Source organism: Mesoflavibacter sp. CH_XMU1404-2 (genome assembly GCF_037029465.1).
Lineage (GTDB): Bacteria > Bacteroidota > Bacteroidia > Flavobacteriales > Flavobacteriaceae > Mesoflavibacter.
The window spans coordinates 201,829-215,361 of the sequence record NZ_JAYMEM010000005.1 but is presented as its reverse complement, the minus strand read 5'-3'; the positions used below and the strand labels follow the sequence as shown (position 1 = coordinate 215,361).

Sequence of the window (13,533 nt, the reverse complement as noted above, 5' to 3'; positions counted from 1 at the left end):
TAGGATTATTGATAGTTCAAATTTTAATATGAAATTTGAACAGATCTAATAATCTAAATTAAGATGGGTCTACTAAGAAAAGTGGCTGATCAAATTCTACTGGAGAAGCATCGTCTACTAAAATTTTAACGATTTTACCTGAAACTTCAGATTCTATCTCGTTAAATAATTTCATTGCTTCAATGATACATAACACATCTCCTTCTGCGATAGATTGACCTACCTCAACAAATAATGGTTTGTCTGGAGATGGTTTTCTGTAAAATGTTCCTATTATAGGAGATTTTATTGTAATATATTTTGAATCTTCGGCTGGTGCAGCAGGAGCTTCTGTTGCAACTGGTGCAGGAGCTGCAGCTGGAGCAGCTTGCATTTGAGGTTGTACTGGCATTTGTGCTTGCATTGGCACTTGTTGTACAATTGTAGTTTCAGTATCTGATCCAGTTTTGATTGTTATTTTAACATCATCTGTTTCTAATTTAACTTCACTTGCGCCAGATTTTGCTACAAATTTAATTAAGTTTTGAATGTCTTTTAAATCCATAATTATTAAGTTATTAATTTAAGTTTTAGTTAGTTTAAGAGTTATAAGCCCATTTTAAGTATATCGAGCCCCATGTAAATCCACCACCAAAAGCGGCAAAAATTAAGTTATCACCTTTTTTTAGCTGTTTTTCAAAGTCATATAATAACAATGGTAATGTTGCTGATGTAGTGTTACCGTATCTGTAAATATTTTTAAGGACTTTACTTTCCTCAAGATTCATTCTGTTAGCAGTAGCATCAATAATACGTAAGTTTGCTTGATGCGGTACTAGCCATGAAACATCTTCATGAGACAGGTTATTACGTTGCATGATTTTTTCGCAAACGTCTGCCATATTTGCTACAGCAAATTTAAATACTGTACGTCCTTCTTGATGTACAAAATGTTGTTTGTTATCTATTGTTTCTTGTGAAGTTGGTAATATAGATCCACCTGCTTCAATTTTTAAGAATTCTCTTCCAGACCCATCACTTCTTAAGTATTCATCTTGAAATCCTAAGCCTTCTGTATTTGGTTCTAATAAAACAGCTCCTGCTCCGTCACCAAAAATGATGCATGTAGCACGATCTGTGTAATCTATTATAGAAGACATTTTATCTGCTCCTATTAATAGAACTTTTTTATAACGACCAGACTCTATATAACTTGTTGCGGTTGATAAACCGTAAAGAAAACTAGAGCACGCTGCTTGCAAATCGTATGCAAAAGCATTTGTAGCTCCAATTTTTGTAGCTGTATATACAGCTGTAGATGCTACTGGCATATCTGGTGTAGCTGTTGCTACGATTACTAAGTCTATTTCTTTGGGATCTAGATTTCTTTTTTCTAGTAAATCTTGTGCGGCTTTTATGGCAAGGTAAGAGGTACCTTCTCCTTCTTCTTTTAGAATTCTACGTTCTTTAATACCTGTTCTGGTGGTAATCCATTCGTCGTTTGTATCTACCATTGTCTCTAAGACTTTATTTGATAATACAAACTCTGGCACGTAAGCACCAACAGCAGTTATTGCAGCAGTAATCTTGCTCATATTTTTTATATAATTTTGGTCATAAAAGACCCAAAACGGGACAAAAATGACATAAATTAAGCTAAATTAGTCATTTTTGAACTAATTTGACGCAAAGTAAAACGTTTTTAACGTAAAGAAAAGCGTTTCATAAAAAAAACGCTCACAAGTGAGCGTTTTCTTATATGCATGCATAATAAATTATGCTACGTTTTCTTCTACTGAGTTGTCTATTAATACTTGACCTCTGTAATATAATTTTCCTTCACTCCAGTGAGCTCTGTGATATAAGTGAGCTTCACCTGTTGTTGGGCAAGTTGCAATTTGTGGCGCAGTTGCTTTGTAATGCGTTCTTCTCTTATCTCTTCTAGTTTTCGAGATTTTTCTCTTAGGATGTGCCATTTTATATTATTATTTATCCGTTAATAGTTTTTTTAATGTATTCCAACGAGGATCAATCTCGTCTTCTTTTTCTTTTTTATCTTTTAATTTTGGACTTAATTCTTCTAGTTTTTTGAGTATTTCTGAGTCTAATGTTCCATCTTCTACTCCAGGATGCACTAACTTACTTGGTATTGCTAACACAATCGTTTCGTAAATATACTGTTGTATGTTAATTTCATACTCACCATGTAGTACTATTAATATATCAATGTTTTCATCATTATATTCTTCTCCAAACTTTACAACTAAATCAAATGTGTTTGATATGGGTTGGTCGTAAGGCTCGTTAGTAACATCACAGTTAACATTTACGGTTCCTGAAACTTCAAAATGTAACTCTAATAAAGTAGATTTTTTGTTTAATGTAACATCTACATTTATATTGCTAGAGTTAAACTCTTCATAGTCAAAATGATCAAAGAACGTTTGGTCTATTTTATAATCAAAATGATGTTTTCCTTCTTTTAAACCTACAAACTGGATTGTAAATTCTTTTAATTGCTTCATTCTCACATCTATTTTGAGCCTGCAAATATATAAAAATCTTCTTTAATTTAAAGACTTATAAACATTTTTTTGTTTATATCTTTTTTTTAGAAAAAGGCAGAGGATTTTTGCTTATTTCTGCATACTCATTTCGGTTATTAAATATTTTAATTGCTGTAAAAATAGCTTCTTTAAAAGAGCCTATGTCTGCTTGCCCTTTTCCTGCTATTTCAAAAGCGGTGCCATGATCTGGAGATGTTCTAACCTTGTTTAATCCTGCGGTATAATTAACACCTTGACCAAACGAAAGTGTTTTAAATGGTATCAAACCTTGATCATGATATGATGCAATTATCGCATCAAAATTTTTATAATTATTTGATCCAAAAAAACTATCTGCAGCGTAAGGACCAAAGACTAACTTTCCTTTTTCTTTAATCTTTTTTAATGCTGGACGTAAAATTTTATCGTCTTCATTTCCTATAACACCATTATCTCCTGTATGTGGATTAATACCTAAAACAGCAATTTTTGGCTTATTGATTTTAAAATCTTTAATTAAAGACTCGTGTACTGTATTAACCTTATCCTCAATTAACCTTGTGGTTATATGCTTTGCTATATCTTTTACAGGAACGTGATCTGTTAGTAAACCAACTCTTAACCCACCATTTACCATAAACATAAGACTGTTTCCTTCTAACTCTTGATTTAAATAATCTGTATGACCAGGAAATTTAAATGTCTCTGACTGAATACTACTTTTATTAATTGGCGCCGTTACAAGCACATCAATTTCTTCATTTTTTAAAGCAGTAGTAGCTTGTTGTAAAGATTTTATTGCATACTCACCAATAGTTTTGTCTTCTTTTCCAAAAGAGATATTTACATTTTCTTTCCAACAGTTAAGCACATTTACTCTACCAATAATAGCTTGGTTAATATGGTTAATTCCGTTAAGGTTAATATCTATTTTGTAATGTTTTTTTACAAAACTCATTGTTTTAATGGAAGCAAAAATTATTGGAGTACAAAAATCTAACATTCTTGAGTCTTCAAAAATCTTAAGAACGATTTCTGAACCAATTCCGTTTAAATCTCCAATCGAAATTCCTAGTTTAATATTTTCTTCTTTCTTCATTAATAAAACTAACTATTGTTTGTAATTTTACCTGCGACAAATTTAACCAAATAATAACGATTACGTTTATGTTTACAGGAATTATTGAAACACTTGGCAAAGTAACCAATCTAGTTACTGATAAAGATAATTTACATATCACTATTGAAAGTGAAATTACTCATGAGTTAAAAATAGATCAAAGTGTTGCCCATAATGGTGTTTGCTTGACTGTTGTTGCTATTGACAATAACCAATATACAGTAACCGCTATTAAAGAAACCCTTGACAAAACAAATATCGGTGATTTAAATATTGATGCTATTGTAAACCTTGAACGTGCTATGAAATTAGGCGAAAGACTAGACGGTCATATTGTGCAAGGTCACGTAGATCAAACTGCAACTTGTACAAGCATAAAAGAAACAGAAGGAAGCTGGCTTTTTACTTTTGAATACGATCCAAAATTAAATAATGTAACTATTGAAAAAGGATCTATTACAGTAAATGGTGTAAGTTTAACCGTTGTAAATTCTCAAAAAAACAGTTTTAGCGTAGCAATTATACCTTATACTTATGAGCATACAAACTTTAAAACCTTTAAAGTTGGAACTACCGTAAACTTAGAGTTTGATGTTATAGGAAAGTATGTAAAGCGTCTAACAGAACTAAGCGCTTAAGCTTTGTTTGTGTTTTATAACCTTATATATCCCGTAAAAAAGAGCAGCAGCAATTAAAAACACAATACCACTATCTATGGGTAAACCAGGTGGTGGTGTTGGTGGTGGTGGTGGCGGAACATTACCTCCATCTACTATATTAATTAGGTTAAAAAACATAAATAACATTTGGGCTATTATTTTTTATTGAACTTGAGAGAAATTCGGTTGTAAATGTATGAAAAAAAGACTGCTAACAAAATTTTTTGAACAGTTTTTACTTAAATTATATCTTTTAAGCGCAAATTTTATCGTTGAAATACAGATTTAACAATAAAATAATACCATTTTTGTTAATAACTTAATATGTAAAGTAAAAAAAGCCTCACAAATTGTGAGGCTTTTGCAATTTCTAATTAAAGTGGTCCCACCTGGGCTCGAACCAGGGACTTTCTGATTATGAGTCAGATACTCTAACCAACTGAGTTATAGGACCCGAAATTGGAGTGCAATATTACTACTATTTTTAAAATACTGCAAACCTTTTTTTAATTACTTAATATCTTGGCAAAGCTCTATTAAAACTCCGTTAGTTGTTTTTGGGTGTAAAAAGGCTACTAACTTATTGTCTGCGCCTTTTTTAGGTGTTTGGTTTAAAACTGTAAAACCTTCGTCTTTTAAGCGCTGTATTTCTTTTTCAATGTCATCAACCGCAAAAGCAATATGATGTATTCCTTCGCCTTTTTTCTCTATAAACTTTGCTATTGGACTATCTGGTTTTGTCGCTTCTAAAAGTTCTATTTTGTTAGGTCCAACTTCAAAAAAAGAAGTACTTACACCTTCACTTTCAACAGCTTCAACTTTATAATGTGACTTACCAAAAAGTTGTGCAAACAGCTTATTAGATTCTTCTAAACTCTTCACAGCTATACCAATATGTTCTATTTTTTCCATTATTTAATGTATTTTAGGTCTAATTTTTGCTTAAATATGTCTTAAAAGTAATATATTCTTGTAATAACAACTATTTTTGTAGCATGGAAGAAAGTCAAAGACAAAAAAAAATAGCTTCGGTACTTCAACGAGATTTGGTAGATGTACTACAAGGTGCTGCTACTAAAGGCGGGTTAAGAGGTGTAATTATATCGGTATCTAAAGTAAAAGTAACAGCAGATTTAACAGATGCTAAAGTATATTTAAGCATTTTCCCTAACGATAAAGGTAAAGAGTTACTTGAAGGCATTAAGGCAAACACACCCTTTATTAGACATGAAATTGCGCAACGCACAAAAAATCAATTACGTCGTATGCCTCAATTAATGTTTTATATAGACGACTCTTTAGAATATATTGACAACATTGAAAAGTCTTTAAAAGGCGAAGACAATCCTATTGAAAATCCAGATTTATTAGGCAAACGAAAAAAATCTTAGTTGAATTTTCCGCTGTACATAGTCAAACGTTATTTACGCTCTAAAAGCAGCAATAATGCTATAAACTTTATAACCATTATTGCAATGGTTGGTATTGTATTAGGCTCTGCATCTTTATTTATTGTACTTTCTGGTTTTGCGGGTTTACGCGAATTTACTTTAGAATTTACCTCTATAATCGATCCTGATTTAAAAGCAGAAACAACCTTAGGAAAATCGTTTACACTATCTCAACAACAAGCTGAAGATTTAAAAAATATTGAAGGTATTGCTAGTTTTTCAAAAATTATTGAAGAACGTGTTATTGCTTCTTTTGATGGCAATAATCATCCTGCTTATGTAAAAGGTGTTGATCAAAATTTTAGTGAAATTACTAAGATAGAATCGGTTATTCCTATAGGAAGTTGGATCTATCCAGACACGCCACAATCTGTTGTTGGTTGGACCATTTCTACTCACTTAAATGTAGGAGCTAACGACTATGGAAAAAGCATGACACTTTCTGTTCCAAAACCAGGAAAAGGTCAAATCACTTCTCAAAGTCAGGCTATAAACCAAGTAAAAGTAGTTAATGTTGGTATTTATGATATTAATGAAGAATTAAACAATAAATACATTTTTACATCTTTAGAAACTGCAAAAGAGCTACTAAGTTACGACGATAACCAAATTACAAGTATCGAGTTTAAACTGAAGGAAAATACAGATGAAGACACTGTAAAAAATAAAATAGCTTCTGTTTTAGGACCAACTATTTTGGTAAAAAACAAAGACCAATTAAACGATGCTATTTACAAAATGCTTAATACCGAAAATCTGGCGGTTTATCTTATATTCACTTTAGTGTTAATCATTGCGCTTTTCAACATTATAGGTACAATTATAATGGCTATTTTAGATAAGAGAAAAACGCTAAATACATTATATAACTTAGGTGCAAGCGTAAAAGATATTAGAAAAATATTTTTCTATCAAGGTATTTTAATGACGATAATTGGCGGAGTTATCGGACTAATCATTGGTTATGTTTTAGTACAATTACAATTGTCTTTTAAACTAATTATGATAACACCTGTTTTACCTTATCCTGTAGCTTTACAATTTAAAAACTTTGTTATTGTAATGCTAACCTTAATGGTTTTAGGTATCATAGCTTCTAGGATTGCTGCTTCAAGAATAAATAGAGATTTGGTAAAGACGAGTTAGTGTTATTTACTCAGTAAACACGTAATCACTAAACTGTTCTTCTACTTCATCAAAAGCTGCAAAAACATCTTTAGAGTCATCACTAGTTACCATTTTTGTTCTATATTCTTTAAAATGAGGAATGCTTTTAAAGTAATTGGTATAATGACGTCTGGTTTCTAAAACGCCTAAGGTTTCACCTTTCCAATCTATAGCCATTTGCAAGTGTCTTCTTGCTGCATCAACACGCTCTTGCATTGTTATTGGTCGGTAATGTTCTCCGGTTTCAAAAAAGTGTTTTACTTGTTTAAAAAACCACGGGTTACCAATTGTTGCACGACCAATCATACATCCGTCTAAACCGTATTGGTCTCGCATTTCCATTGCGCGTTCTGGCGTGTTTACATCTCCATTTCCAAAAACAGGAATATGCATACGCGGATTATTTTTTACCTCTGCAATTGGTTTCCAATCTGCGTTACCTTTATACATTTGCGCGCGTGTGCGACCATGTATAGCAATTGCTTTACAACCTACATCTTGTAAACGTTCTGCAACCTCAACAATTTTAATCGAGTCATGATCCCAACCTAAACGTGTTTTTACTGTAATTGGTATGTTAGTACGTTTAACCATTTCGGCAGTTAGTTGTTCCATTAGACAAACATCTTTCAGGATTCCTGCACCAGCACCTTTACTAACCACCTTTTTTACTGGACAACCAAAGTTAATGTCAATAATATCTGGTTTAGACTCAGAAACTATATCAATGGTTTGTAACATACTATCCATATTGGCTCCAAAAATTTGAATACCAACAGGACGTTCTTTTTCATAAATATCAAGTTTGATAACGCTTTTAGCTGCATTACGTATTAAACCTTCGCTAGATACAAATTCAGTATACACCACATCTGCACCTTGCTCTTTACATAATTTTCTAAAAGGCGGATCGCTAACGTCTTCCATTGGAGCTAACAACAACGGAAATTCTGGAAGTTCTATGTTACCTATTTTTACCACGTGACAATTTTTTGGTAAAATTACTGTTTTTTAGGTAATTCTAAATAAAAGAGATAAATTAGTATTTATGAATAAAGCTATTGCAATAATTGTATTATGTTTTTTAATTATAGGTTGCGGAACACCTAAAGAAAGTTTAAAATTAAAAACAGTTAAAACAAAAGATTTTACCATCGAATACCCAGATACATGGATAAAAAGTGTCTCAGGATTTGGTAGTATAAATTTAATTCCTAAAAAAATTAAAAAAACTGTGAATGAATTAAATTATCTATCAATTAATAACAATATAATTTTTCTAGAAAAGAGTGATGAAGTTGAAAACAAATTGATAGAATTTAGTGAATATACCTATAAATGGCAAAAGAACAAAGTTTTCAAAATATCTAAAATCAATAGTAATTCATTATTTTTATACAAAATTGAATCAGTTTTTGAAACTAATTTTGATAAAAAAACATACAAAAAGATTGAATATTTTTACACTTTCAAAAATAAAAAATATATTAATTATATAAGTTTTCAAATGCAAGAAGACTTATATAACAAATATATTCATCAAGCTTTGTTTATTATTAATTCTTTAAAATTAAAAAATATTAAGTAAATATTCCTTTTAAATCTTTAGCAAAGATCATCAACCTAGTTTTAATAATCTCTTTAAGTATCTATATATCTATTAGATTAAAATAAAACAGTTAAAATATTATATATTTTGACTATTCTATTGTTGTAAATTACATGTTTAAAAGCTATAACGCTTGGTTAAAACTGTATCTCCTTCTCTACCATTTCGCCATTTCTATCAACAACTACTATTGTTTTATCGCCTTCTTTAAAGGTTGAAAGTACTTTCATATAACTCATCATATCCGTTACGCTACTATCTCCCATTTTAACTACAATATCTCCTTTTTCTAAACCTGCTTTTTGTGCTGGCTTATCTTCGCTTATACCATCAATACGCATACCTTCACCATCGAATAAATAATCTGGTATAACACCTAAACCAACTTTAAATCGTGGCGTTTCTTCACTTTCGTTTTTAGTTTTTCTAAAGGCAAGTTTTCCGTTATCGTTTAGATCTGTAATAACTTCAAAAATATAATTTGAAATCGTGCTCATTCCATCGTAATTCAACTTATCAAAATCGTCTGAAGGTTTGTGATAATCTTCATGCTGACCTGTAAAAAAGTGAAGTACTGGCACATCTACATTATAAAAACTTGTGTGGTCACTTGGTCCAACGCCAGATTCATTCTGTACTAATTTAAACTTCTGATTGTGTGCTTTTAATGTTTGCTTAAAAATTGGTGACGTACCAACGCCATAAACCGCCAACGTACTATCTGCTTTTAAGCGTCCAACCATATCCATATTTATCATATAGTTAGCTTTGTCATTACTAACTGTTGGGTTTTTAGCATAATAATTTGAACCTAATAAGCCCATTTCTTCACCAGAAAAGGTAATAAACAGATAATTGTTTCCTTTGTTTGTATCCTTTAGTTTTTTAGCTAAATCTAACAATACGCCTACACCACTTGCATTATCATCTGCTCCGTTATGGATTTCTTTGGTGTCACCTCGGTACAAGCTTCCTTCTGCACCATAACCTAAATGGTCGTAGTGTGCGCCAATAATAACTGTGTGTTCTGCTTGATTATCTATAAAACCAACTACGTTTGTCCCTGTAATTGTACTGTCTCCATCCTTAACCGTGTAACTTACTTTTTGGTGTGGATTTGTTTTTGGTTTAAATGAAAACTCTTGAAAATAACCGTTTGTTCCTTTTGGTTGTAATCCTAAATCTTCAAAACGTTGTGCAATGTATTTTGCGGCTTTTTGCTCGCCTTCAGATCCTGTTTGTCTTCCTTCTAAGCTATCATTAGACAAAAACATCACATCGTCTTTAATGGTCACTTGCTTTGGCGTTTCTTTTTTACAGGCAACAAAAACCAATAAAAAAACCAGTAGTTTTATAAATTTCATAATGAGAAAGTGTTAATTTTGTTCAAAATTAGGCATTTTTAGCCAGTTATTAAAGATTATTATGAAGACGAAATTATTCGGAATTTTACTACTTACACTATCTGTTTTCTCTTGTAAAGAAGACAAAAAATCAACTTCAGAAACTGAAAATTCTGCGACAACCGAAACGGTAAAAGCAACTGATAATCCTCTTATTTTTGCTGAAGAAAAACATTTTAAAAACTTACGTCAAGTCACTTTTGGTGGCGATAATGCAGAAGCGTATTGGAGTTTTAATGACAGCTTGTTGGTGTTTCAATCTAACAACAAAAAATGGGGCGTAAATTGTGATCAAATGTTTTTATTACATGCTAATGAAACTTTAAACGATAGCATCGCACCACCAATGTTAAGTACAGGTATGGGACGCACAACTTGCTCATACTTTTTACCAGACAATAAACATATTATTTACGCATCTACGCATTTAGGTGATAAAGAATGTCCTGACACGCCATTACGTAAAAACGGAAAATACATTTGGCCTGTTTACGATACGTTTGACATTTTTGTAGCTGATTTAGATGGCAATATTGTTAGCCAATTAACTAACGAGCCAGGATATGACGCAGAACCAACGGTATCTCCTAAAGGTGATAAAATTGTATTTACCTCTACTAGAAGTGGCGATTTAGAATTATATACCATGAATATTGATGGTACTGATGTAAAACAAATTACTGACGAATTAGGTTACGATGGTGGTGCGTTTTTCTCGCCAGACGGTACAAAAATTATTTTCCGTTCTTCAAGACCAAAAACCGAAAAAGAAATTAAAGAATATAAAGACTTATTAGCCGAAGGTTTAGTAGAGCCAACCGATATGGAACTTTACATTTGTAATGCAGACGGTAGTGATTTACGCCAATTAACAGATTTAGGAAATGCAAATTGGAGTCCGTTTTTTCATCCTAGCGGAAAGAAAGTATTATTCTCTTCTAACTTTGAAGCAGAACGCGGATTTCCTTTCAACTTATATTTAATAGATATTGATGGGAAAAACTTAGAGCGCGTAACACATAGTGAAACTTTTGATGCTTTCCCTGTGTTTTCTAACGACGGTAAACATTTAATTTTCTCTTCTAACAGAAATAATGGTGGCGGACATGACACTAACTTATTTATTGCAGAATGGCAAGATTAAGTTTTAAAACCCTTTTATAAATAAAAACCTGAGTAGTACTCAGGTTTTTTTATTTTAATCGGTCTCTTTCTTTTTTGTCTTTGATACGTTCATTGGTTTGTAAAGAGGTGTTACCAAACTTATAACTAAAACCTAATTTAACGTATCTGTTATCTTGGTTATGAAAGTTATAATTATTTTGTCTACCATATTTAGTCCTAACCGCAAAATCTTGTTTATTAAATAAATCTGCAAATGCTAAGGATAATGTTGCTTTATCATTAAAAAGCTTTTTACTAAATGATAAATCAGAAATTAAACGACCATCAACCGTTTGAAAACCTTGTAAATTTTTACTTGTATAGATAACAGTAAAGTTAGCCGATAAGCTTTTGTCTTTTAAGAGAGAAAAATCATTACTAAACACAGAATAGTTACTCCATTGATCTTGTTTAACTAATTGATTGTCTAGAAAAGCTTCTTCTGAAATATTGTAAAAAGACGTTACAAAATATACAGACCAACTATTTGAAATATCAAAATAAGTGATAAAATCTAAACCTAAATCGGTTGATTTACCAATGTTAGTTGGTTGATAGATTAAGATGTTGTTAGCATTGTCTTGAATTGGAATTTCATGTATTTGATCTGAAATATCTTTATAATAAAACTCAAAAGTATATCTACTTTTTATAGATGTTCCCAAAACAAATTTATCAGTAAATGTTGGTTGTAAATATGGATTACCTGTGGCTATCGTATTATCATTTAAAAAGAAATTAAATGGGTTTAAATCTTGGTAATCTGGTCTATTAATACTTCGTTTGTAATTAGTGTAAATATTTACATTTTCAGAAGTTTGCCAACTTAAATTAAGCGTTGGAAACCATTCTAAATAATCTTGTTTGTTTAACACGTTTGTGCTTACAGATTTCCCTTCAATATTGGTTTGCTCTGCTCTTAATCCTCCAGAGAAACTCCATTTTTCCCAATCAATTTGGTAATCTAAATAGGCAGCAAAAATAGACTCATCATAATTATAAGCATCAGAATATTGCGCATTAAAAGTTGTTAGTCCTGTATTGGGATCAATATCAAATTGAGTAATATCGCTTTCGGTATTAATCACAGATGTTTTTACTCCTGTAGATAAAGAAGAGTTATCACTTAAAGGTGTGTTATAATCTATTTGTGATGTTAAAATATCAGTAGTTTGATTGTTATCTGTTGTAAAAGTAGTATTGTAATTAGAACCACTATTAGTGAAATAATATTGAGAGTTTACTTGCTGATGTCTTTCATAATCATACTTAGTCATATGCACATTAATTGCTAAAGAACTTTCATTTTTAAACTTTTGAACAAAGTCTAAATCTACTCCAAGATTATATTTATCGTCGCTTGAATTATTATTTACATTAAAATTATAATCGTCTGTTCCTTGTAAGTCATTAACTGTTGTATTACCCTTTGTTAAATAATCAAAATATGGTAAATACAGAAAATTTGAAGTTAGACTAAGCGTACTTCTTTCACTTAAAAAGTAATCAAAGTTTAAGTTTGCGTTATGTGTTTTGGAAGTTGTATTTCTGTTTAAAGTAGAATACCAATTCTCTGAAATAGTGTTGTTATTATCTAAATAGTTTATTTCATTAATATTATCTCTGTTAATCTTACTGTGGTTATAGTTATAGTTAAGATTAATATTAATTTTATTGGTTTTATAAAACTGATTAATTCCTGCATTATATCTAGGAAAAACACCTTGTGTGAAATTAGAAAACATATTACCACGATAACCAGTAATTAAGTTTTTACTCATTACAATATTTATAACAACGCCGCTTTCCGCATCGTACTTAGCAGAAGGATTTGTAATAACCTCAACTTTTTTAATGCTGTTAGCTGGCGAGTTTTCTAATAGCTGTGTAACTTCTGAAGCTGATAATTGCACTTTTCTATCGTTTATAAAAACGGTTGGCGTACTGTTTTTAACCGATATATTGCCACCTAAAACCAAAACACCAGGCGTACTACGTAATACTTCCAACATAGTACCTTCAACCAAAGAAGTATTGGCTACATTAAATGTTAATCGATCCACGTCTTTTTTTAAGGTTGGTTTGTTAGCGGTAACTACAACTTCATCTAGAGTTCCTGTGCTTTCTTTTAAAACAATATTTTTTACAGAAGTTGCTGTTGTAATCGTAATGTTTTCAGAATAACTTTCAAACCCTAAAAATGAAGCTTGTAAAATATAAGCCTTAAAGTTTAACCCCGTAATTGTAAACTTACCAGACTCGTCAGTACTTGCGCCTTTTAAGATAGAATTATCTAATGCATCGGTTGCTATAACATTAACAAATGATAGTGGTTGATTGTTTTGATCTAATACTTGTCCAGAAATAGTTGCCTCCTGTCCAATTGCATAAAAAGACAGTAAATAAATTACAATGTAGGCTAAGTATTTCATTTA

General features: G+C 31.2%; 15 protein-coding genes and 1 tRNA gene. 5 read left to right on the top strand and 11 right to left on the bottom strand.

The genetic code is table 11. The annotated features are described in order from the left end of the window. Positions 1-58: 58 nt before the first annotated feature. The 5 genes from accB to pdxA form a co-directional block, all read right to left on the bottom strand. Positions 59-544: an acetyl-CoA carboxylase biotin carboxyl carrier protein gene (accB, locus tag WA327_RS04365; protein ID WP_336066879.1), complete on the bottom strand. Its 486-nt coding sequence runs from the start codon at positions 542-544 to the stop codon at positions 59-61. 34 nt (positions 545-578) lie between these two features. Continuing rightward, entirely contained in the window at positions 579-1,574 is a 996-nt protein-coding gene (locus WA327_RS04360; protein ID WP_336066877.1) for a beta-ketoacyl-ACP synthase III, read from the bottom strand. 180 nt (positions 1,575-1,754) lie between these two features. Continuing rightward, on the bottom strand, positions 1,755-1,955 hold the full coding sequence (gene rpmF / locus WA327_RS04355) for a 50S ribosomal protein L32 (RefSeq protein ID WP_027879374.1): 201 nt from the start codon (positions 1,953-1,955) through the stop codon (positions 1,755-1,757). Positions 1,956-1,964: 9 nt separating this feature from the next. After that, positions 1,965-2,504 carry a DUF177 domain-containing protein gene (locus tag WA327_RS04350; RefSeq protein WP_336066870.1) on the bottom strand — a complete coding sequence of 180 codons (540 nt, stop codon included), beginning with the start codon at positions 2,502-2,504 and terminating at the stop codon, positions 1,965-1,967. A 73-nt stretch (positions 2,505-2,577) separates the two neighbouring features. Continuing rightward, entirely contained in the window at positions 2,578-3,624 is a 1,047-nt protein-coding gene (gene pdxA, locus WA327_RS04345) for a 4-hydroxythreonine-4-phosphate dehydrogenase PdxA (RefSeq protein ID WP_336066868.1), read from the bottom strand. A 68-nt stretch (positions 3,625-3,692) separates the two neighbouring features. Between pdxA and WA327_RS04340 the strand changes: the two genes are divergently transcribed. After that, positions 3,693-4,283, top strand: coding sequence for a riboflavin synthase (locus WA327_RS04340; protein WP_336066866.1), 591 nt, complete (start codon positions 3,693-3,695; stop codon positions 4,281-4,283). Here WA327_RS04340 and WA327_RS04335 read toward each other — a convergent pair. From WA327_RS04335 to mce, 3 genes are all read right to left on the bottom strand, one after another. Next, positions 4,272-4,442: a PID-CTERM protein-sorting domain-containing protein gene (locus WA327_RS04335; RefSeq protein ID WP_336066864.1), complete on the bottom strand. Its 171-nt coding sequence runs from the start codon at positions 4,440-4,442 to the stop codon at positions 4,272-4,274. The genes WA327_RS04340 and WA327_RS04335 overlap by 12 nt on opposite strands. 242 nt (positions 4,443-4,684) lie before the next feature. After that, positions 4,685-4,758: transfer RNA gene (locus tag WA327_RS04330), tRNA-Ile, on the bottom strand. A gap of 56 nt (positions 4,759-4,814) precedes the next feature. Then, entirely contained in the window at positions 4,815-5,216 is a 402-nt protein-coding gene (gene mce, locus WA327_RS04325; protein WP_336066862.1) for a methylmalonyl-CoA epimerase, read from the bottom strand. Between the two features lie 83 nt (positions 5,217-5,299). Here mce and rbfA point away from each other — a divergent pair, with 83 nt between their 5' ends. Both rbfA and WA327_RS04315 read left to right on the top strand, forming a co-directional pair. Beyond that, positions 5,300-5,695, top strand: a complete 396-nt coding sequence (gene rbfA, locus WA327_RS04320) for a 30S ribosome-binding factor RbfA (protein ID WP_336066860.1) — start codon at positions 5,300-5,302, stop codon at positions 5,693-5,695. Next, positions 5,696-6,901 carry an FtsX-like permease family protein gene (locus WA327_RS04315; protein ID WP_336066858.1) on the top strand — a complete coding sequence of 402 codons (1,206 nt, stop codon included), beginning with the start codon at positions 5,696-5,698 and terminating at the stop codon, positions 6,899-6,901. It begins immediately after the preceding gene. A 6-nt stretch (positions 6,902-6,907) separates the two neighbouring features. Here the strand turns inward: WA327_RS04315 and dusB are convergent, their stop codons facing one another. Beyond that, positions 6,908-7,903: a tRNA dihydrouridine synthase DusB gene (gene dusB / locus WA327_RS04310; RefSeq protein WP_336066856.1), complete on the bottom strand. Its 996-nt coding sequence runs from the start codon at positions 7,901-7,903 to the stop codon at positions 6,908-6,910. 67 nt (positions 7,904-7,970) lie between these two features. On the opposite strand from dusB, the gene WA327_RS04305 reads away from it, so the two are divergent. After that, positions 7,971-8,510: a hypothetical protein gene (locus tag WA327_RS04305; RefSeq protein WP_336066854.1), complete on the top strand. Its 540-nt coding sequence runs from the start codon at positions 7,971-7,973 to the stop codon at positions 8,508-8,510. A 158-nt stretch (positions 8,511-8,668) separates the two neighbouring features. On the opposite strand, the gene WA327_RS04300 is transcribed toward WA327_RS04305, so the two are convergent. Beyond that, positions 8,669-9,895 (bottom strand): M28 family peptidase, encoded by a 1,227-nt coding sequence (locus tag WA327_RS04300; RefSeq protein ID WP_336066852.1) that lies wholly within the window; start codon positions 9,893-9,895, stop codon positions 8,669-8,671. A gap of 61 nt (positions 9,896-9,956) precedes the next feature. On the opposite strand from WA327_RS04300, the gene WA327_RS04295 reads away from it, so the two are divergent. Next, positions 9,957-11,078, top strand: coding sequence for a hypothetical protein (locus WA327_RS04295; protein WP_336066850.1), 1,122 nt, complete (start codon positions 9,957-9,959; stop codon positions 11,076-11,078). A 49-nt stretch (positions 11,079-11,127) separates the two neighbouring features. On the opposite strand, the gene WA327_RS04290 is transcribed toward WA327_RS04295, so the two are convergent. Beyond that, positions 11,128-13,530, bottom strand: a complete 2,403-nt coding sequence (locus WA327_RS04290) for an outer membrane beta-barrel family protein (protein WP_336066848.1) — start codon at positions 13,528-13,530, stop codon at positions 11,128-11,130. Between the last annotated feature and the right edge of the window lie 3 nt (positions 13,531-13,533).

Coding starts and splice junctions, on each gene's coding strand:
- accB (WP_336066879.1), bottom strand. CDS start 544: ATGGATTTAAAAGACATTCAAAACTTAATTAAATTTGTAGCAAAATCT.
- WA327_RS04360 (WP_336066877.1), bottom strand. CDS start 1,574: ATGAGCAAGATTACTGCTGCAATAACTGCTGTTGGTGCTTACGTGCCA.
- rpmF (WP_027879374.1), bottom strand. CDS start 1,955: ATGGCACATCCTAAGAGAAAAATCTCGAAAACTAGAAGAGATAAGAGA.
- WA327_RS04350 (WP_336066870.1), bottom strand. CDS start 2,504: ATGAAGCAATTAAAAGAATTTACAATCCAGTTTGTAGGTTTAAAAGAA.
- pdxA (WP_336066868.1), bottom strand. CDS start 3,624: ATGAAGAAAGAAGAAAATATTAAACTAGGAATTTCGATTGGAGATTTA.
- WA327_RS04340 (WP_336066866.1), top strand. CDS start 3,693: ATGTTTACAGGAATTATTGAAACACTTGGCAAAGTAACCAATCTAGTT.
- WA327_RS04335 (WP_336066864.1), bottom strand. CDS start 4,442: ATGTTTTTTAACCTAATTAATATAGTAGATGGAGGTAATGTTCCGCCA.
- mce (WP_336066862.1), bottom strand. CDS start 5,216: ATGGAAAAAATAGAACATATTGGTATAGCTGTGAAGAGTTTAGAAGAA.
- rbfA (WP_336066860.1), top strand. CDS start 5,300: ATGGAAGAAAGTCAAAGACAAAAAAAAATAGCTTCGGTACTTCAACGA.
- WA327_RS04305 (WP_336066854.1), top strand. CDS start 7,971: ATGAATAAAGCTATTGCAATAATTGTATTATGTTTTTTAATTATAGGT.
- WA327_RS04300 (WP_336066852.1), bottom strand. CDS start 9,895: ATGAAATTTATAAAACTACTGGTTTTTTTATTGGTTTTTGTTGCCTGT.
- WA327_RS04295 (WP_336066850.1), top strand. CDS start 9,957: ATGAAGACGAAATTATTCGGAATTTTACTACTTACACTATCTGTTTTC.
- WA327_RS04290 (WP_336066848.1), bottom strand. CDS start 13,530: ATGAAATACTTAGCCTACATTGTAATTTATTTACTGTCTTTTTATGCA.